General features: G+C 61.5%; 24 protein-coding genes and 1 tRNA gene. 11 read left to right on the top strand and 14 right to left on the bottom strand.

Annotated features, from left to right (window positions below; translation table 11 throughout):
- Positions 1-304: 304 nt before the first annotated feature.
- The 4 genes from rpmH (at position 305) to yidC (ending at position 3,039) form a co-directional block, all read left to right on the top strand.
- On the top strand, positions 305-439 hold the full coding sequence (gene rpmH / locus BTHE68_RS13540) for a 50S ribosomal protein L34 (protein ID WP_004198824.1): 135 nt from the start codon (positions 305-307) through the stop codon (positions 437-439).
- 71 nt (positions 440-510) lie between these two features.
- Positions 511-987, top strand: coding sequence for a ribonuclease P protein component (rnpA, locus tag BTHE68_RS13535; protein ID WP_162066720.1), 477 nt, complete (start codon positions 511-513; stop codon positions 985-987).
- 58 nt (positions 988-1,045) lie between these two features.
- Complete coding sequence (gene yidD / locus BTHE68_RS13530; RefSeq protein ID WP_061174327.1) at positions 1,046-1,363, top strand: membrane protein insertion efficiency factor YidD; 318 nt, start codon at positions 1,046-1,048, stop codon at positions 1,361-1,363.
- Positions 1,364-1,371: 8 nt separating this feature from the next.
- Positions 1,372-3,039: a membrane protein insertase YidC gene (yidC, locus tag BTHE68_RS13525; protein WP_162066719.1), complete on the top strand. Its 1,668-nt coding sequence runs from the start codon at positions 1,372-1,374 to the stop codon at positions 3,037-3,039.
- Positions 3,040-3,098: 59 nt separating this feature from the next.
- On the opposite strand, the gene BTHE68_RS13520 is transcribed toward yidC, so the two are convergent.
- A complete protein-coding gene (locus tag BTHE68_RS13520; RefSeq protein WP_162066718.1) occupies positions 3,099-3,512 on the bottom strand; it encodes a hypothetical protein in 414 nt (137 codons plus the stop codon).
- Between the two features lie 181 nt (positions 3,513-3,693).
- The gene (locus BTHE68_RS13515) at positions 3,694-4,110 is read right to left on the bottom strand and encodes a transcriptional regulator (RefSeq protein WP_162066717.1); all 417 of its coding nucleotides are present in this window, start codon (positions 4,108-4,110) and stop codon (positions 3,694-3,696) included.
- Positions 4,111-4,419: 309 nt separating this feature from the next.
- Here BTHE68_RS13515 and mnmE point away from each other — a divergent pair, with 309 nt between their 5' ends.
- Positions 4,420-5,808, top strand: a complete 1,389-nt coding sequence (mnmE, locus tag BTHE68_RS13510; protein WP_162066716.1) for a tRNA uridine-5-carboxymethylaminomethyl(34) synthesis GTPase MnmE — start codon at positions 4,420-4,422, stop codon at positions 5,806-5,808.
- Between the two features lie 12 nt (positions 5,809-5,820).
- Here the strand turns inward: mnmE and BTHE68_RS13505 are convergent, their stop codons facing one another.
- Positions 5,821-6,291 carry an SgcJ/EcaC family oxidoreductase gene (locus BTHE68_RS13505; RefSeq protein ID WP_162066715.1) on the bottom strand — a complete coding sequence of 157 codons (471 nt, stop codon included), beginning with the start codon at positions 6,289-6,291 and terminating at the stop codon, positions 5,821-5,823.
- Entirely contained in the window at positions 6,288-6,914 is a 627-nt protein-coding gene (locus tag BTHE68_RS13500; RefSeq protein ID WP_162066714.1) for a LysE family translocator, read from the bottom strand. Before BTHE68_RS13500 ends, BTHE68_RS13505 begins: the two co-directional genes overlap by 4 nt.
- 400 nt (positions 6,915-7,314) lie before the next feature.
- Between BTHE68_RS13500 and sap1 the strand changes: the two genes are divergently transcribed.
- On the top strand, positions 7,315-7,659 hold the full coding sequence (gene sap1, locus BTHE68_RS36835) for a surface attachment protein Sap1 (RefSeq protein ID WP_225936177.1): 345 nt from the start codon (positions 7,315-7,317) through the stop codon (positions 7,657-7,659).
- Between the two features lie 247 nt (positions 7,660-7,906).
- Positions 7,907-8,458: a YaeQ family protein gene (locus BTHE68_RS13490; RefSeq protein ID WP_162066712.1), complete on the top strand. Its 552-nt coding sequence runs from the start codon at positions 7,907-7,909 to the stop codon at positions 8,456-8,458.
- A gap of 3 nt (positions 8,459-8,461) precedes the next feature.
- Here BTHE68_RS13490 and BTHE68_RS13485 read toward each other — a convergent pair whose 3' ends face one another.
- From BTHE68_RS13485 to BTHE68_RS13460, 6 genes are all read right to left on the bottom strand, one after another.
- Positions 8,462-8,869 (bottom strand): VOC family protein, encoded by a 408-nt coding sequence (locus BTHE68_RS13485; protein WP_162066711.1) that lies wholly within the window; start codon positions 8,867-8,869, stop codon positions 8,462-8,464.
- Between the two features lie 114 nt (positions 8,870-8,983).
- Positions 8,984-9,059: transfer RNA gene (locus tag BTHE68_RS13480), tRNA-Ala, on the bottom strand.
- Positions 9,060-9,127: 68 nt separating this feature from the next.
- Entirely contained in the window at positions 9,128-9,466 is a 339-nt protein-coding gene (locus BTHE68_RS13475; RefSeq protein WP_162066710.1) for a c-type cytochrome, read from the bottom strand.
- Between the two features lie 2 nt (positions 9,467-9,468).
- Positions 9,469-10,275 (bottom strand): BON domain-containing protein, encoded by an 807-nt coding sequence (locus BTHE68_RS13470; protein ID WP_162066709.1) that lies wholly within the window; start codon positions 10,273-10,275, stop codon positions 9,469-9,471.
- A 24-nt stretch (positions 10,276-10,299) separates the two neighbouring features.
- A complete protein-coding gene (locus tag BTHE68_RS13465; protein ID WP_061174324.1) occupies positions 10,300-10,887 on the bottom strand; it encodes a phosphoheptose isomerase in 588 nt (195 codons plus the stop codon).
- A gap of 103 nt (positions 10,888-10,990) precedes the next feature.
- Positions 10,991-11,377, bottom strand: a complete 387-nt coding sequence (locus BTHE68_RS13460) for a YraN family protein (RefSeq protein WP_225936261.1) — start codon at positions 11,375-11,377, stop codon at positions 10,991-10,993.
- Positions 11,378-11,424: 47 nt separating this feature from the next.
- On the opposite strand from BTHE68_RS13460, the gene rsmI reads away from it, so the two are divergent.
- A complete protein-coding gene (gene rsmI / locus BTHE68_RS13455) occupies positions 11,425-12,315 on the top strand; it encodes a 16S rRNA (cytidine(1402)-2'-O)-methyltransferase (protein WP_162066888.1) in 891 nt (296 codons plus the stop codon).
- Positions 12,316-12,371: 56 nt separating this feature from the next.
- Here rsmI and BTHE68_RS13450 read toward each other — a convergent pair whose 3' ends face one another.
- Positions 12,372-12,980, bottom strand: coding sequence for a septal ring lytic transglycosylase RlpA family protein (locus tag BTHE68_RS13450; protein WP_162066707.1), 609 nt, complete (start codon positions 12,978-12,980; stop codon positions 12,372-12,374).
- 664 nt (positions 12,981-13,644) lie between these two features.
- Here BTHE68_RS13450 and BTHE68_RS13445 point away from each other — a divergent pair.
- From BTHE68_RS13445 to BTHE68_RS13435, 3 genes are all read left to right on the top strand, one after another.
- Positions 13,645-14,289: an MBL fold metallo-hydrolase gene (locus tag BTHE68_RS13445; RefSeq protein ID WP_162066706.1), complete on the top strand. Its 645-nt coding sequence runs from the start codon at positions 13,645-13,647 to the stop codon at positions 14,287-14,289.
- The gene (locus BTHE68_RS13440) at positions 14,286-14,921 is read left to right on the top strand and encodes a 3'-5' exonuclease family protein (RefSeq protein WP_162066705.1); all 636 of its coding nucleotides are present in this window, start codon (positions 14,286-14,288) and stop codon (positions 14,919-14,921) included. Before BTHE68_RS13445 ends, BTHE68_RS13440 begins: the two co-directional genes overlap by 4 nt.
- 95 nt (positions 14,922-15,016) lie before the next feature.
- A complete protein-coding gene (locus tag BTHE68_RS13435) occupies positions 15,017-15,475 on the top strand; it encodes an Lrp/AsnC family transcriptional regulator (protein ID WP_162066704.1) in 459 nt (152 codons plus the stop codon).
- A gap of 10 nt (positions 15,476-15,485) precedes the next feature.
- On the opposite strand, the gene BTHE68_RS13430 is transcribed toward BTHE68_RS13435, so the two are convergent.
- The 3 genes from BTHE68_RS13430 to BTHE68_RS13420 form a co-directional block, all read right to left on the bottom strand.
- Positions 15,486-16,679, bottom strand: a complete 1,194-nt coding sequence (locus tag BTHE68_RS13430) for a cation diffusion facilitator family transporter (protein ID WP_162066703.1) — start codon at positions 16,677-16,679, stop codon at positions 15,486-15,488.
- A 133-nt stretch (positions 16,680-16,812) separates the two neighbouring features.
- Complete coding sequence (locus BTHE68_RS13425) at positions 16,813-17,115, bottom strand: H-NS histone family protein (RefSeq protein ID WP_162066702.1); 303 nt, start codon at positions 17,113-17,115, stop codon at positions 16,813-16,815.
- Between the two features lie 358 nt (positions 17,116-17,473).
- Positions 17,474-18,154 (bottom strand): HugZ family pyridoxamine 5'-phosphate oxidase, encoded by a 681-nt coding sequence (locus tag BTHE68_RS13420; RefSeq protein WP_162066701.1) that lies wholly within the window; start codon positions 18,152-18,154, stop codon positions 17,474-17,476.
- Positions 18,155-18,243 lie beyond the last annotated feature (89 nt).

Below are 18,243 nucleotides of genomic sequence, written 5' to 3'. Positions count from 1 at the left end.
GCCGCAAGGGTTTGCGGGCGGACGGCGGGCCGAAGCAGCGGGCGGATATTTGGGAGTAAGGCGAGATTCTAACGCCAAAAGTGGGTGGCGCGCGAGTTATCCACAGGGTCAAATCAACGCGCCGGACGGGCCGAAAATGCGCTGGAAAGCGCGTTCGCGAGTGCTAAGCTATTGACGGTCAATAGGAAAACGGTTTAAATAGCGGGTTCCGCGAAAACAGAATTCCTGAACCTCCGGCCATCGCGCTTGCAGTGACCACACTGGAGCCAAGCCCGCGCGGTCAATCAACTCAAGTGAGAGCAACATGAAACGTACTTACCAACCTTCCGTGACGCGCCGCAAGCGCACCCATGGCTTCCGCGTTCGCATGAAGACCGCTGGTGGCCGCAAGGTCATCAACGCTCGCCGCGCGAAGGGCCGCAAGCGCCTGGCAATCTAAGTCTGCCGAGTGTTCGCTCGCGGTTGGATGCTGCACTCGACGGCGAGCCGCTCACGCGCCGCACAGAAGTCTTGAGACAGGACATCGTTCAGTTGCCGGCGCAGGCCGCGTTCCCCAAGGCCGCAAGGCTGCTGAAAACGGATGAGTTCTCATCCGTTTTTCGTTTGCGCCCCTGGCGCCGTTCGCCGCACTTCGTTCTGTACGGCAAGCCGTCCGGCAAGGAAGCGCGGCTCGGACTGGTGATCGGCAAGAAGCAGGCGCCGCGCGCGGTCACGCGCAATCTGATCAAGCGGCTTGCACGCGACGCGTTCAGGCTGCGTCGCGAGCAGCTGAACGGATTCGATATTCTCGTCCGGCTGCACGCGAAGCTCGACCGCAAGGCGATGCCGAGCGCGAGTTCCCCGCCGCTTCGGGCGCTCGTCGGCAGCGAACTGGAAACATTGCTCGACCGTGCCGTGCGCGAAGTTGCGCGCCGTTCGGCCCAAACCGTGGCGGCGCCGCCCGAGGCGCCCGCCGTCGACGACACATCCGGCCCGTCAGGGTCATGAAGCGCGGTTTGCGCCAGATTTGCCTCTCATGGTGAACCCGGCGCGCGGCGCGAAGCTTATGCAAACGGCACTCATCGCGTTGTTGCGCTTCTACAAGGTTGCTGTGAGCCCGCTGCTCGGCAACCGGTGCCGCTTTTATCCTTCCTGTTCCGACTACGCACGCGAGGCAATCCAGTATCATGGCGCCGCGCATGGCACGTATCTCGCCGTGAAGCGGCTGTGCCGCTGCCATCCCCTTTCGGCGGGCGGCGTCGATCTCGTGCCTCCTGCCCGCGGTCACGCCGGCTCCGACGACGCGTCCGAGTCGCGCGCGGATTCTGCGCAAGACAAGCTTTCAACACTAAACGGCGCTGAAGCGCTTTCCGATCGACACTGAGACAACGCATGGATATCAAACGCACCGTCCTATGGGTCATCTTCTTCGTGTCAGTTGTCCTGCTGTTCGACAACTGGCAACGCGACCATGGGCGCCCGTCGATGTTCTTCCCGAGCGCGACGCAACCGGCCAAGACCGCCAGCAACCCGGCACCGGGCTCCGCCGCATCCGGCGCACAGCCTTCCGAACTGCCGAACGCGCCTGCCGGCACGGCCGCGCCTGGCACGGCGACGCCGCCCGCCACGGCACAGGCACAGCTCGTCAAGTTCACGACCGACGTCTACTCCGGCGAAATCGACACGCGCGGCGGCACGCTCTCGAAGCTTTCGCTGATGAAGGAAGGCGACGGCAAGCAGCCTGACCTCTACATCACGCTGTTCGATCACACGGCGAATCACACGTACCTCGCGCGCACGGGCCTGCTCGGCGGCGACTTCCCGAACCACAACGACATCTTCACGCCGGTGCCCGGCCAGACGTCGCTGACGGGCGACGAAAAGACGCTGAAGATCGCGTTCGAATCGCCGGTGAAGGGTGGCGTGAAGGTCATCAAGACCTACACGTTCACGCGCGGCAGCTACGTGATCAACGTCGATACGAAGATTGAGAACGTCGGCACCGCGCCGGTCTCGCCGAAGCTCTACATGGAACTCGTGCGCGACAACACGCCGGTCGAAACGCCGCGCTTCTCGCATACGTTCATCGGGCCGGCGGTCTATACGGATCAGAAGCACTTCCAGAAGATCGACTTCTCCGACATCGACAAGAACAAGGCCACGTTCGAGCCGTCGTCGGATAACGGCTGGATCGCGATGGTGCAGCATTACTTCGCGTCGGCGTGGATTCCGCAGCAGGGCGTGAAGCGCGACATCTACGTACAGAAGATCGATCCGGATCTGTATCGCGTTGGCATGACGCTGCCCGCGCAGACGATCGCGCCGGGACAGACCGCGAACGTCGATGCGCGCCTCTTCGCCGGTCCGGAAGAAGAGCGCATGCTCGAAGGCATCGCGCCGGGTCTGGAGCTCGTGAAGGACTACGGCATGGTGACGATCATCGCCAAGCCGCTCTTCTGGCTGCTCGAGAAGATCCACAGCTACGTGCACAACTGGGGCTGGGCGATCGTGCTGCTCACGCTGCTCATCAAGGCCGTGTTCTTCCCGCTGTCGGCGGCAAGCTACAAGTCGATGGCGCGCATGAAGGAAATCACGCCGCGCATGCAGCAGCTTCGCGAGCGCTTCAAGAGCGATCCGCAGAAGATGAACGCCGCGCTGATGGAGCTGTACAAGACCGAAAAGGTCAATCCGTTCGGCGGCTGTCTGCCGGTGGTCGTGCAGATTCCGGTGTTCATCTCGCTGTACTGGGTGCTGCTGTCGTCGGTGGAAATGCGCGGTGCGCCGTGGATCGGCTGGATTCACGATCTGTCGCAACAAGACCCGTACTTCATCCTGCCGGTGCTGATGGCCGTCTCGATGTTCGTGCAGACCAAGCTGAACCCGACGCCGCCGGACCCCGTTCAGGCAAAGATGATGATGTTCATGCCGATCGCGTTCTCGGTCATGTTCTTCTTCTTCCCGGCCGGTCTGGTGCTGTATTACGTGGTGAACAACGTGCTGTCGATCGCGCAGCAGTATTACATCACGCGCATGATGGGTAAGAAGAAGAAGGCTGCGTAACGCGTTTTCTTCCCTTGGATGTGGAAACGCCCGGCTTGCCGGGCGTTTTGCTTTGTGAGTTAGATATCGTCTTCGATGATGCGCGTCGCTTCACGAAGCAATGCGAGAGCCCGTTCTCGTGGAGGAACGTTGCCGTAAGGACGTACGGGCTCGTTGGCCTCGAGGCCCGTTACGCCATTTCCATGCGCTTCCGATGCGCCTGTAAGCCAATCACGTGATCTTTCGACGAGTGCAATCAGAAGTGGCCAGTTTTCCTCGGACGGGAACCCCTGGCCATTGATCCAGCGTTGCGTCGTGGCATCCCTCAGTTGCACGCCGAACTTCGCGTAAATCGCCGTGGCAAGAGCCTTTCCGCTACCCAGTTTGAACGAATCGCTGCGAAAGGGCGCCAGCTTGTTCAAGTCCGATTGTTTCGCAATGAGCGCTTCTCGGAAGCGCTTCTTGAAGGTGGCGAGAGAATGGATGCGTTTCATGAACCCGAGAATGCGCGAAAGTCGTTCTTGAGTGGCCAAAGGTCTTTTGGCGTACCAAATGCCTTTTGGCCGACGAAGGTCTCCGAACCTGGCTTCAGCCTCACGCAGCAGCGGTTCGTCCAGCGTTTCGACGGGCCGATGATTTATCTCAAAGTTACGAAAATTCCCGAACAAAGGCGATTCAGCGCTTCATCGACCCATAAAACTGCTCGACTAATTCCTCGAGCAAATACCGATGATGCGGCGACAGCGCTTCGATCTTGGTCGCCAGTTCCAGCGTTTCCTCCGTTGCCGGATAGTGCTCGTCGCGCGCGAGCGGCTTCGGCGTCACCTGCGGATTGCCGCTCGGCGGCGGGCCGTAGTGCAACCAGTGCTGGTCGACCTTGAGCCATTCGGCCAGCGTCTTCAGCTTGTCGACCGTCGGAATCGAGCGCGCGGTCAGCCACTTGTGCGCCGTCTGCGGCGACACCGGCTCCCCTTGGTAGCGCAAGTTGAAATGCAAGGCGAGATCAGTCGCGCCGCGCATCTTTTCGGGTGCGCGTGTCATCGAGAATTTGAGCCGCTCGGAAAAATCGGCTTTTTCTTGTGGTGTAGGCATGGGCAGGATTGTGCGAGGCAATCGCTGCTTACAAGTCAACTGTGCGAGCTATATTTTGCGTATCCATGGATTGATTTATCTTAAATAAGTGCCCATTATGATTGCTTCTTGGCAAGCTATTTTTGCCTTCGCGCTCGTGTTTTGGCGCACTATCCGATCAAACCCTAAAAATCTCCCGTCTGGACTAGCTCTTCCGCGTATCTCAAAAAAGATAACGGATGCGCTCGCTCTTCGCCTTCGTGAGCCGAAGAGTTGCAGGCGCCGCGATACAATGCCGGCACTTCCGAACCACCCAGCCGCCCTACCGTCATGCTGAGCAACGACACCGATCCGATCGTCGCAATCGCCACCGCGCCTGGGCGTGGCGGCATCGGCGTGGTGCGCCTGTCGTTCGGCCGCGCAGGCGTGGCCGCCGCGCAAAAGGCGATGCACGCGCTATGCGGCCAGTCGCTGGCGCCGCGCCACGCGAGCTACGTGCCGTTCGTCGATGGCGACGGTGAAGCGCTCGATCGCGGTATCGCGCTCTATTTCCCCGCACCGCACTCGTACACCGGCGAACACGTACTGGAATTGCAGGGACACGGCGGCCCGATCGTGCTGCAACTGGTTCTGCAACGCGCCATCGAAGCAGGCCGCGACTTCGGCCTGCGGCTCGCCGAACCCGGCGAATTCACGCGGCGCGCCTTTCTCAACGACAAACTCGATCTCGCGCAGGCGGAAGCCGTCGCCGATCTCATCGAAGCCAGCACCGAAGCCGCCGCGCGTTCGGCGGGCCGCTCATTGGAGGGCGCGTTCTCGCGCGAGATCCATGCGCTCGTGGAAGACGTAATCACCCTGCGCATGCTCGTCGAAGCGACGCTGGATTTTCCCGAGGAGGAGATCGATTTCCTCGAAGCGGCCGACGCGCGCGGCAAGCTCGCGCGCATCCGCGAGCGGCTGGACACGGTTCTCGCCGATGCCCGTCAGAGCGCGCTGCTGCGCGAAGGTCTGTCAGTCGTGCTCGCGGGTCAGCCGAACGTGGGCAAGTCGTCGCTGTTGAACGCGCTCGCGGGCGCGGAGCTCGCGATCGTCACGCCGATCGCCGGCACGACGCGCGACAAGGTCGCGCAGACGATTCAGGTCGAAGGCATTCCGCTGCATATCATCGACACAGCCGGACTGCGAGAGACGCAGGACGAGGTGGAGCGCATCGGCATCGAGCGTACGTGGGGTGAAATCGAGCGCGCCGATGTGGTGCTGCATCTGCTCGATGCACGCGAGGACGTGACGCCGGAAGACCAGGCCATCGCCGCGCGCTTTCCAGCGGGCGTGCCTGTCGTGCGCGTCAGGAACAAGACGGATCTGGCGGGCGTGCCGGCCGGTACGCGCGACGGCGAAGGTCACGCGCGCGAGGTCGACCTGTCGGCAAAAACCGGCGACGGCATCTCGCTGCTGCGCGCAGAACTGTTGAAGATCGCTGGCTGGCAAGCGGGCGCGGAGAGCGTCTATCTCGCGCGCGAACGTCATCTGATCGCGCTGCGTGAAGCGCGCGATCATCTCGCACTGGCGGCCGAGCACGCCGATCAACGCTCGCAAGTGCTCGATCTTTTCGCGGAAGAATTGCGGCTCGCGCAGGACGACCTGAACGCGATCACGGGAGAATTCACGTCCGATGATCTATTGGGCGTGATCTTCAGCCGCTTTTGCATCGGAAAATAGGCGCAGCCGACGCTACGCGCCCTCGGGCTTCCCAAGCTCACGCAACTCCGCGCTGAGCTTCTCGCTTTCTTCCGGCCGACCGTGAAACGCGGCAGGCGTGTTCTGGAACAGTTCGATCCGATACGCGCCGTCGCACAGCGACAGCACCATCGTCTGCATCGCGTTCAAACCCGGTTCGAGCGCCGTCGCGCCGCGCGGCCACATGCCCGCGACGGCGCATAACAGCAGCGACTGCCCGTTCGCCATGCGTCTCACCTCGCGCACCTTCGCGACAAAGCGCGGCGTCGGATGCTGCGCGAAGATCGGCTGGAGATGCGCCTCGATGCACGTGCGTCCGTCGATCGCGCTGCCGTCGAAACCGATCAGACTGCCGCGCTCCGTGAAGCGCGCCGCCATTGCGGCTGCGTCCTGCCGGTTCCAGTCGTCGAGCAGCCCGAAATACATACGCCTCGCGCTGGCGCTCCAATCGTCGTGCTGACTCATGTTGCTTTCTTCCAGGCCGCCGCGAAGACGCCCGCGCCCATCAGTAGCGCGCCGCCCGTGCGGTTCACCGCGCGCTGCACGGAAGGCTTGCGGATCGCCTTGCGCGCGCCGGACGCGAGCAGCGCGTAAGCGAATGCGTTGGCCGCCGCCAGTCCGACGAAGGTCGCCTCGAAAATCGCGATCTGCGACACGCTCGCCGCGTGCGGATCGATGAATTGCGGCACGAATGCGACGAAAAAGATGATGCTCTTCGGGTTCAGCGTGGTCACGGCGTAGGCGTGCGCCATGATGCGGCCCGTGCGCAATTCGCCGGTGGGTTGCACAGCGTCCGTATCGATGACGGGCGCGCGCCAAAGCTTGACGCCGAGATACACGAGATACGCCGCGCCGATCCATTTAACAGCCATGAACAGTTCCGCAGAGGCGGCGAGCAGCACACCGAGGCCGAGCATCGATGCCGTCATCGCCGTGAGATCACCGAGCGCGACGCCAAGCGTGGTGGCAAACGCGTACTTGCGGCCGTGGCCGAGCGCGTAGGACACGACGAGCAGTACGGTCGGGCCGGGAATCGCTACGAGAATCGCCGACGCGATCGCGAACGGCAGCCATTGAGCGAGGGTCATGCTGGGTCTCCTGAGTGTGATGCGTCGATTTATCCATGAACTCGGGAGCGTGGCAATAGGCCGTTCAGCCAGCTTGACGACGCAGCGTTCCATTTCTCGATCTGTTCGCTGACCCGCATCGGCATCTCGTGCAGTGCACCAAGATTGATCGGGAGGCGAAATGTCGCAGCCTGATAGGACAATAGTCGGCCTTTCATTTCTCTAAAAGCAGCTTTGCGACGATTTTCATTTGATTCGGGTTCAATACGGTCGGACTCAAATGCCTGCGACATTCTGACGTGTTGCGATCGCACACGACATGTGCTTGCAAGTTTGGCGCACTCAACTAGCATGAGTCTTGCGGTCATCCGCTTTTAAATACATAGCTAATTTCGAATTATTTAGTTTGGGGGCTATATACATGAAGAAACGCGCCAGTGCTCTCTTCGCGGTGATGGGTTTGATTGCAGCCGCTTCCGTGGCGCAAGCCCAGGACAGCGTCGTTCAGCCTCAGCAGACGTTCACCTTCCGGCCCAATTCGTATGGCTGCTTGTCCAAGGACAAGTTCGATTCGGCCGACCAGCACGCGAGAGCCGGCGAGCATCAGAAGATGCAGCAGTTTTTCGAGGGTTTCGAATGCATTTCGACTCCGGTCGATTCGCATTTTCGCGTGATTCGTGTGGTGGGCCATGACGTCGAATTCGTCAATGCCGCGAATAGCGATACGCAAGGCATGTGGACCACGGATCGTTTCATCGATCAATAAATAGGCGGCATGTGCGCTTGAATTAGCTCGGGAAACCGGCGCGATTTTTTGCTTCGCGCCGGCGTTTCGTTTTATCCGCGGATTAATCGTCAGTATTAGTCCATCGCCGCGCCGCTCGATGAGCGATTGCGCGCGTGTCGCTTTTTTCCAAATTTCCCCCGATTCGCCGCACAATGTCGGTCTCGCGCGCGACCTATCGCGCCACATTGACAATTTTTCGCCGGCTACTCACCGGCTCCCGTGCTGAATGGCTCTCAAATCAACAATCTACAAGGCAGACCTCCAGATTGCCGACATGGATCGCCACTACTACGGCGATCATTCCCTGACGATCGCGCGCCATCCATCAGAAACCGATGAGCGGATGATGGTGCGCGTCGCTGCATTCGGATTGTTCGCCGACGAGCGCCTCGAGTTCTGCAAGGGCCTCTCCGATACGGATGAGCCTGATCTCTGGCAAAAAGATCTCACCGGGCAAATCGAAACCTGGATCGAAGTCGGCCAGCCCGATGAGCGGCGCATCGCGAAGGCGAGCGGCCGTTCGGACCGCGTGATCGTCATCGCTTATGCGGGCAGGACTGCGGATATCTGGTGGAATGGCGTGAAGGGCAAGGTCGAGCGGTTGCAGAACGTGACGGTCTGGTCGCTCGCGGATGGCGTCGCCGAAGCGCTTGGCAAGCTGGCCGAACGGACGATGCGCTTGCAGTTGATGATGCAGGACGGCGAGGCGTCGCTGGGCAGCGAAACCGTCGATGCTGTCGCGATTCGCTGGAACGTGCTCAAGGCCGGCGCGATCTGAGCGTCAGGCTTCGGGCGGCCCTTTCAGCTCGACCATGTTGCCTTCGGGATCGAACAGATAGAGCGATGGTCCGAAGCCCTCGGCGCCGTAACGCCGCGCTTCTTCGCCGATGCGTGCGCCGTGCTTTTCGAGGTGCGTGCGCAAGGCATCGACATCGAACGGCTCGACGCGCACGCAGAGGTGATCCATGTTGCGGCCCTCGCTCGGCTGGCCGCTGTCCGGGCGGTCGATATTTGCGCCGACGGCCAGCAGATCGATCAGCGAGCGGCCGGCGCGCATTTGCACGAGGCCGATGTCGCGTTGTTCCTTCGCGATTGGGCAACCCAGCACGGTGCGATAGAAATTGACCATGTTGTCGAGATCGTCGCAACGGATCACGACGTGATCGATTTCAAGGATCTTGAAGTGCATGTGGGCCTCTTGCGTTTGATGTGAGAGGCAGTTTAGCGCGGTGGGAAGAGAAAACGGCAGAGGCGGGTGGGATGAGAAAGGGCCTGGCGTTTGAGCCAGGCCCTTTTGAATTCGTGGTGGAGAGGAGGAGGATCGAACTCCCGACCTTCGCATTGCGAACGCGACGCTCTCCCAGCTGAGCTACCCCCCCAATGAGTTAAAATTCTACCACAGCCAAATCGCCCACACGCAAGCCTCCCGGACGATCCAGCTCGGCGCCTACTTCTCCGGCGCCCCCGTCAAAACCCACGCGACGACGGTCCTGATATCCGCATCGCTCATCCTGGGATGCGACGGCATAGGTATCGCCCCCCACACCCCCGCGCCGCCATTCTTCACCTTCTTTTCCAGCTTCGCGCTTGCCTGCGGATCGGCCTTGTACTTCTCCGCGATCTGCTGAAACGACGGCCCCACGAGCTTGCGATCGATCGCGTGACAGCCCATGCATGCATTGCTGCGCGCGATCGCCATCGCATTGGCCGGCGAAACGGGCTGCTCCGCGGCCGACACGCCCAAAGACGCGGCGATGCACACCGCGCCGAATATCACACGCACCATATTTATTTCACCGCTGGAGCCGCAGCCGGATTCGGATTGCCCGGATGCACATCCGAGTTCTTCACAGGCGCGGGCGACTGCATATCCAGCGGACGCGACGTCACACCCGAATCCGGCACCGTACCGACCGTCGCTTCAGCGGGCGCGCTCGCCGCCGACACCGCGCTCGCATCGGATGCGGCCGCCGCTTCCAGTGCCTTGGCTTCTTCAGGCTTGATGTACTGGAATACCTTCACCACCTGCTCGACGCCCGGGACGCGTGCGGCCACATCCGCGCCATGCGCGCCCTCGTCCTGCGTGACGAGGCCCATCAGATAGACCACGCCGCGCTCGCACACCACCTTGTAATAGTTCGCGCGCAAGTCCTTCTCGCCGACCATCGCGGTCTTCACGCGGCCTTCGAGATACGAGTCGTTGGCACGCGACGAGATCGAGCTCGCGCCCTGAACCGCCAGTTCGTTGACGATGCTCCCCACGTTGTTGATGTCGCGCACGACCGCTTCGGCCTTCTGCTTCGACGCTTCGTCGGGCACTTCGCCGGTCAGCAGCACGCGCCGGTTGAACACCGTCACGTTGACATGCGCCGTATCGGGCACGTTCTCGTTGATCCGCGAAAGCGCCTTCACCTGAATCTCGCGGTCTTCCGTCTGCGCGCCGAGCGTGCGACGATCCGTGGCAATCAACGTTCCGCCGGCCGCCGCGCCGACGACCGCGAGGGCGCAGCCCTGCAACGTCAATGCAACTCCCGACAGCATGCTCACCACGAGCGTGGCCTGGGCCAATGTCGCCTTGACGCGTGTCTTGTTCATCAACTCCGTTCCCCCTTGTCAGTTTCAGTCGTCTCCGAGCAGCATCGCATCGATGCCGTCGCACAGACAGTGAATGGTCAGCAGATGGACTTCCTGAATGCGCGCCGTTCGATCGGACGGCACACAGATATGGATGTCGGTATCGGCCAGTACGTCGGACATCGCGCCGCCGCCCTTGCCCGACAGCGCGATCACGATCATCTCGCGCTCGTGCGCTTCCTGAATCGCCGCGAGCACGTTGACGGAGTTCCCCGACGTGCTGATCGCAAGCAACACGTCGCCCGCCTGACCGAGCGCGCGGACCTGGTTCGAGAAGATCTGCTCGAACGCATAGTCATTGCCGATGGCCGTGAGAATCGATGTATCAGTCGTAAGCGCAATGGCCGGCAAGCCGGGACGCTCGCGCTCGAAGCGGCCGATCAGTTGCGCGGCGAAGCGTTGCGCGTCAGCCGCCGAGCCGCCGTTGCCGCATACGAGAATCTTGTTGCCATTGGCGAGTGCGCCGAACAGCGTGTCGATGGCGGCCGCGATCGGAACCGCCAGCGCGTCGAGTGCTTCGAGTGTGAGTGCCGCGTTGTCGCGGAATTGCTGTTGAATACGTTCGACTGACATCGACTCTCGATCATAGGCCGCGGCGCGCGGCGGTATGTGGCTTGAACGCTCAAAGCGTCGGTTGTTGCGCAGTTTACCGCATGCACCCTGCGATGAACCGCGCTCATGCTTCGTCGGCGCGAAAGGCATCGGGCATCCAGTGGATGCGGCCCGCATCGAACGCGACGACATCGAAGCGGCACGCGGGCAACGCGCCGCGCCATGTCGCGAGAAAATGCTGCGCGGCATGCACGAGACGCGCGCGCTTTCTCGCATCGATGCTCGCGGCGGCGTTCGCATAACGGCGGCTCGTCCTCGAACGCACTTCGACGAATACGAGCGCGCCGCGTTCATCGAGCATGACGAGATCGATTTCTCCGCCGCGGCAGGTCACGTTGCGCGCGACGAGGCGCATGCGTCGCCGCTGCAGGAATTCGAGCGCGTGAGCCTCGAAAGCATCGCCGAGGGTTTTGGACAAGGCGCCTCCATAAAAGTTGTCGACTGGCCGCAGGGATCGCGCATGGCAAAATGACGTCCTTTCCTTCGACGCCCGCGCTCATGCTTCAGATCTTCGAACTCGCCGCCGGGCAGCACTATCCGACAGGCGCGCTATACGTCGTCGCCACGCCCATCGGCAATGCGGCGGACATCACCGTGCGCGCGCTGCATGTGCTCGAACTCGCGGATCGCATCGCCGCGGAAGACACGCGCAACACCGCGCAACTGCTCGCGCGCTACGGCATCTCGAAGCCGTCGATCGCCGTGCACGAGCACAACGAGCGCAGCGCCGCCGAACGCGTGATCCAGCATCTGAAGAACGGCGAGCGCATCGCATGTGTCTCCGACGCAGGCACTCCCGGCATCTCCGATCCCGGCGCGCGCCTCGTCGATGCCGTGCGCGATGCCGGGCTGCCCGTCATCCCGCTGCCGGGCGCGAGCGCGCTCACGACAGCGTTGAGCGCGGCGGGCGCATGGGTCAGCGGCTTTTCGTTCGCGGGCTTTCTGCCGACGAAGACGAAGCAGCGCGCCGCGCAACTGCGTTCGCTCGCGAATCATCCGATGGCGCTGGTCTTCTACGAGGCGCCGCATCGCATCGTCGAGACAACGCGCGCGCTTGCCGAAGCCTTCGGCGGCGAACGCCAACTGCTGATCGCGCGCGAGTTGACGAAGTTACATGAGAGCCTGCATCGCTGCACCCTGGCCGAAGGGCCAGCGTGGCTCGAAGCCGATACTAATCGGCAGCGCGGAGAATTCGTTCTGGTGGTGGAAGGCGCGCCCGAAGCGCAGGATGCCGACGACGCGCACGACGCGCTGCTCACGATGCTGCTGGACGAGTTGTCGGTGAAGAGCGCCGCGCGCATCGCCGCGACATTGACGGGGGCATCGCGCAGCGGACTTTACGAGCGCGCGCTGAAGCTCGCCAAACGCGACGAATCGGAAGAGGAATAGAAAACGGGCCGTCGCGAGACGGCCCGTCATGGTTCTGCAGAATACAGCGCGAGAGATCAGTTCACGTTGTCGTCGGCGAGCGCCTGAGCCTGTTCTTCACGCGCGGCACGCGCTTCCTGCTGCGTGAGACCTTCGATCTTCACCTTCTGCGTGCCGGCGCCGCGCATGCCGAGCACCGCCGCGGCAGCGTACGACAAATCGATCACGCGTCCGTGCACATAAGGACCACGGTCGTTGATCTTCACGACCACCGTCTTGTGGTTGGACTCGTTCGTCACGCGTACCCACGATGCGAGCGGCAGCGTCCGGTGCGCCGCGGTCATCGCGTTCATGTTGAACTTCTCGCCGCTGGCGGTCTTGCGGCCATGGAACATGCGGCCGTACCACGACGCCTTGCCCTTCTGCTCGAACTCGCCGACGTTCGGTCCGGTCGTGATCGGCTGGGCGTCGGAGAGCGACTGAGCCGGCTGCGCGGGCTTGTCGGCTGGAAGCGCGGACAGGTGCGAATCGAAGGCGAGCGGCGCCGTCGAGCGGGCACTGCTCGTGCTGGAGAGGTTCGTAGTCTGAGGATTGGATGCGACATCGCCCGAACCCGGCGTGGCGCAACCGGCCAGCACGCCAACTGCTAGCAAGCTCCCGACATGTCGAATAAATCGAGCTTTCATAGGTTTACCAACGTAAAAGGAGCGGCCGCGCTGCGCTGGTCGGCGCGCGCAAGGCTGCTCGAGGCTTTGCCGCGCAAAGCACAACGCCGTTCGGTCAAGCGAACGGCGAGCCTTGCTCGGACGCGGCGTACTCGTGCCGCAAATGCCCGGTTATTGTTCACGTCTGGCGCAACCTGTCCCCGGCAGCCTGACCAGACCCCACATGCCGCCATCGAACGTGGCATCACGTTCGTGCGCTGAAAAACCAAATGCGAGCGCAGGAACGGCGGCGTAGGCCCCATCCGGCGTGATGACTGTAAAAGCCATCTGACAGACGCGCGGCGTCTGGCCGGACAAGACGTGTGCACCCAACTGATGGATGCTTGAGTTGCAATTGCGAGGCTTTTGGCCCCCAACAGCGTACTGACGGCGATTGTAAAAACGCACTAGCGTTTCGCAGTCGCCTATTGACGGCATGGTTAGCTCCATGCACAAGTAGTGCCATTATACAAAAAAACCGGGGTCCGTCTCATCGGACTGCGTGAATCGTCATTGATTTTCGCTATGAGCGTAAGAATTGCCGCTTTTTGGCATTTTTTGAGCGCCTCGTCGACCTTCTTCGCGCGTGATGCGACACCGGTACAATGGACGTTTTTACAGCCCGACTTGCACCGGCGACGGTCATATGAAAGTCATTCTCGTTCCCGTGACGCCCTTTCAGCAGAACTGTTCCATCGTCATTTGCGAGGCGACGAAGCGTGCCGCCGTCGTCGATCCGGGCGGCGACATCGAACGCATCATCGCTGAAGTGGAGCGCCAGGGTGTGACCGTCGAAAAGATTCTTCTGACGCACGGGCATCTCGATCACTGCGGAGGCGCGAAGGCGCTCGCCACACATTACGGCATACAAATAGAGGGACCGCATCGCGAGGATGCGTTCTGGATCGACCAGTTGCCCGCCCAGACCGAACGATTCGGCTTCTCGAACGCCGAAGCGTTCACGCCCGAGCGCTGGCTCGCCGATGGCGACACCGTGCAGTTCGGAAATGAATCGATGGAAGTCTATTTCTGCCCGGGACACACGCCGGGCCACGTCGTGTTCTTCAGCCGCGAGCACAAGCTGGCGTTTGTCGGCGACGTGCTGTTCGCCGGTTCGATCGGCCGCACGGATTTCCCGCGCGGCAATCACGCCGATCTCATCCGCTCGATCCGCGAAAAGCTCTGGCCGCTCGGCGACGACGTCACGTTCGTTCCCGGTCACGGTCCGGCGTCCACGTTCGGCGAGGAACGGCGCAGCAATCCATACGTGCGCGACGGAGTGACGGCGTGAACGCGATTCCCGAAATCTACGTCAGCACGGACGTCGAAGCCGACGGACCGATCCCCGGCCCGCATTCGATGCTGAGCTTTGCGTCGGCGGCATACACGGCCGACAAGCAGCTCATCGGCACCTTCTCCGCCAATCTCGAAACGCTCGAAGGCGCGGCGCCGCATCCGGTGCAGGCCGCGTGGTGGAAGACGCAGCCCGACGCGTGGGCCGCGTGCCGCAAGGATCTGCAGAAAGCCGAGATTGCGCTGCCGGCCTATGTCGAATGGGTGGAGGCGCTGCCCGGCAAGCCGGTGTTCGTCGCCTATCCGGCGGGCTTCGACTTCACCTATATGTTCTGGTACATGATGCGCTTCGCCGAACGCTGCCCGTTCTCGTGGTCGGCGCTCGACATCAAGACGCTCGCCTTTGCGATGACCGGCCTGCCGTATCGCAAGGCGATCAAGCCGCGTCTGCCGAAGCACTGGTTCGACGAACTGCCGCATACGCACGTCGCGCTCGATGACGCAATCGAGCAAGGCGCGCTCTTTTGCAACATGCTCGCCGAGCTGCGGACGTCGCAGGCGAAGCTGGCGCAGACATCGGCCGAGCCGAGCGAAGGTGTCGAAGGTAAAAACGCGCCGTCAGGCCAGTGAGTTAGGGAAACTCCCTCAGTGCGGCCGCATTGCATTGCGTTTCTTTTCTGGCGCCTCTACCATTAGAGTCAGATCGCGACCGAACGGAGGCGCAGTTGACTCTCGATACATTCTCACAAAAAATCTTGCGTCTTCTGCAGCTGGACGCGCGGCGCTCCGTTCAGGAAATATCCGACCAGGTCGGCTTGTCGAGCACGCCTTGCTGGCGTCGCATCAAGGACATGGAGCAATCGGGCGTCATTCAGCGCTATACCGCGCTGCTCGATCGCGAGAAGCTCGGCCTCCATGTCTGCGCACTCGCGCATATCCATCTCACGCGGCACACCGAGGGCGGCGTCGAGCAGTTCGAGCGTGAAATCTCGACCTGCCCCGAGGTGACCGAGTGCTACAGCACGACCGGCGAATCCGACTACATCCTCAAGATCGTCGCGCCGGATATCAAGGCGTATGACGCCTTTCTGCACGATCGCATCTTCAAGATTCCTGCCGTCGCGCAGGTGCGAACGAGCGTCGTGCTGCGCGAAATCAAGTTCGACACGCAACTGCCGCTCTGACGGGCGGCTGTCAGCGCGACGCATCGATCACGCGCGTCGGCGTCGAGGTCGAGGCCGGCGTGACGCCGAGTTCCTGCGTCACGCGGATCTCGCGCGCGCCGATCTTCCGCTTCAGCGCGTCGAAATCGATCGTCTTCAGAATCGCGGCCGTATCGGTCGCGCTCGATGCCGGCAACACGACATCGACATTGAAACCGCTGCTCAGGTAGTGCAGGTTCAGCGCCGCGACCGGCAATCCGTTGTGCGCAAAGGCTGTGCGCACCGCGTCGCTCACGGTCGAACGCAATGGAAAGTTGCCCGGCAGCGGATTGAGCGCGTCGCTCTCGGGATCGACGTGAATGAGCGCATCGATGACGCGCTGATCGGCCAGCACATTTGCGCGCGCCGATTCCGCAATGTAGTGCCCTTCCGAAACCGAAATGAGTGGATCGACGAGAATATGCGCGTCAACGATCGCGAGATCGCCCATTTTCCGGGTGCGGAGTTCGTGAACTTCACGCACGCCCGGCGTGTTTAGCAAAATGTTGCGCAAATCTTCCGTGGTCGCTTGATCGAGTGCACGATCGGAAAGATCCTGTAAAGCGTCCCACGCGAACGTCCACCCCATTTTCCCGATCAAGAAACCGACGAGTGCAGCGGCGATCGGGTCCAGAATTCTGAATCCCGCCAAACTGCCGATAATCCCGAGCGCGACGACCAGTGAAGACGCCGCATCCGACCGTGCATGCCACGCGTTTGCGACGAGCATCGCCGAGCGCACCCGTTCAGCGGCGCGCAGCATATAGCGAAACAGCGCTTCCTTCGAAACCAGTACGATTATCGCGACCGCGAGCGCGCCCGCCTTTACTTGCGGAATATTCTGAAGGTCGACGATGCGCGTTCCGGCGCGCCACAACATTCCAACGCCGACCGCGATCAGCAATCCACCGAGGAATAATGAGGCAACGGTTTCATAACGGCTGTGACCATAGTTATGGTCGACGTCGGGTGCGGCGCCCGCGTGCCGGTTGGCAATCAGAACGATAAAATCCGACACGATGTCCGCAATCGAATGAATGCCGTCCGCAATCAGTGCCTGAGAGTGCGCAACGATCCCCACCACGAGTTGCGCCGTGGCAAGCACGCTATTTAGCGCAATACTGGTCCAGGTGGTCCGTCGCGCAACGTCCTGCTTTTCCGTTACGCGCGTCGTCGAAAGCGACATGTAATATCTCTCGGCTCATGCAGCCTGCATTTTATCAGCCGGCACTGCGCTTCTTTCGAGGACCGATGCTTCATCAAATGAAAAAGGCCGCGTCGACGACGCGGCCTTTTTAATACAGGACTCGGCTCAGAACTTACTTGCCGATCAGGAAACTGTCGCGATCCTGCCCGGCGATCCACTTCGGCGGCTTTCCGCGGCCCGACCAGGTGCTGCCGCTGTCCGGGTCACGGTATTTCGGCGCCACGCCCGAGCGGCTGCGTGCCGCCTTCGCGCCTTTCGCGCCACGGCCGCCAGCCAGTTCCGCAAGCGTGATGCCGTAATCCGCCATTTTCTGCTTGATCTCATTAAGCACTTCGGCGTATTCGCGCGACTTCGCTTCTTCAATCTGGCGCTCAAGGGACTCGCGTTGTGCGAGAAGTTCTTTGTATGAAGGCATGGCAATTCCCTAAGTGGTTTGCTGACTTGCGAATCGATGCGCTCGCTTTCAGTTATGAGTATAACCTCGGACTGGCACGCAGATTAACACACTTCGTATTATCGCGGCATGTGCGTATTGCCACTTAAAAGAAGATCTGCAAATTTCTTCGTAACATTTGCCGATAATTCCGAAGTCTGGAGCGCTCCGCATGCCGACGTAAAATCTGCGGGCACGACGTACGCCAGGACTGAGCAATGGCATCGGATGAAAACACGCAATACCGTTTCACTGCAAAGTTTCATGAAATGACAACTTTGCCACGGTTCGTCCCGAAATTTACCCGACCCAAGGGAAAATCGGGCCGTAACGTTCATCGCTATTGCGCCGGAATGCCGCCCTCGCGCTCAAAACAATCGGTAAGCGCAGCCTTTAAATCCTCGTTCGTCAGCTTGGGGTAATCGAATGTAAAACGATTGCGCGCGCCAGCAAGCAGCAGATCGCAGCCATACCGGTCTATCCCCAATAATCGGAGATTCTCCGGACGGCCCGGGTAAGCATCGCAATATTCGCAAAGCGCGGTTTCATCCGCTGCGCAAAGCGGATCGAGCGAATCGAGTTCGTCGCCGCCGAGCCATCCCATCGCGCCGAAACCGCCGATATATCGCATGCGTTCCAGCGACATCACCCAGAAAGAAAAATCGCCGAGTGCGAGATAGCGCTCCGCATCGGGGTGATAGCGCAGATATCGCCGCGCCAGATCATCGCTTTCACTGGCGGCCGCGGGTGTGAAACTGCCGAGCATCGTCAGGCGCTGGCCCTCCAGCACGCCCCCGTCCGCCACGTGCGCCACCAGGAATCCGGCGCGGGCATCGGCGTGAAGATTGCGCGTGTGCTCGGCGAGATGGCTGATGAGCAGCATCGGCATGTGCTGCGCGGTGAGCGCGAACGGCAATGCTGTCGGATAAGGAAAGCCGCGCGGCTCGCGCGAATGCGTGGCGAGCGTGCCTTCCGATACGCGATGCAGCAAATGAAGCGGCGCTTGCGGCGGAATATTCATCCGGGCCTCGTGAATTCGTCAAAGGTCGAACGATGGTAATGCAGCGGCTCCGAGCGTGTCTCCTGGCCGTTGGATAGAATCGAAAGCCT

Source organism: Burkholderia sp. THE68 (assembly GCF_009938265.1).
Lineage (GTDB): Bacteria > Pseudomonadota > Gammaproteobacteria > Burkholderiales > Burkholderiaceae > Caballeronia.
Note: the sequence above shows the minus strand (reverse complement) of the source record. Positions and strands in the feature narration are given on the sequence as shown.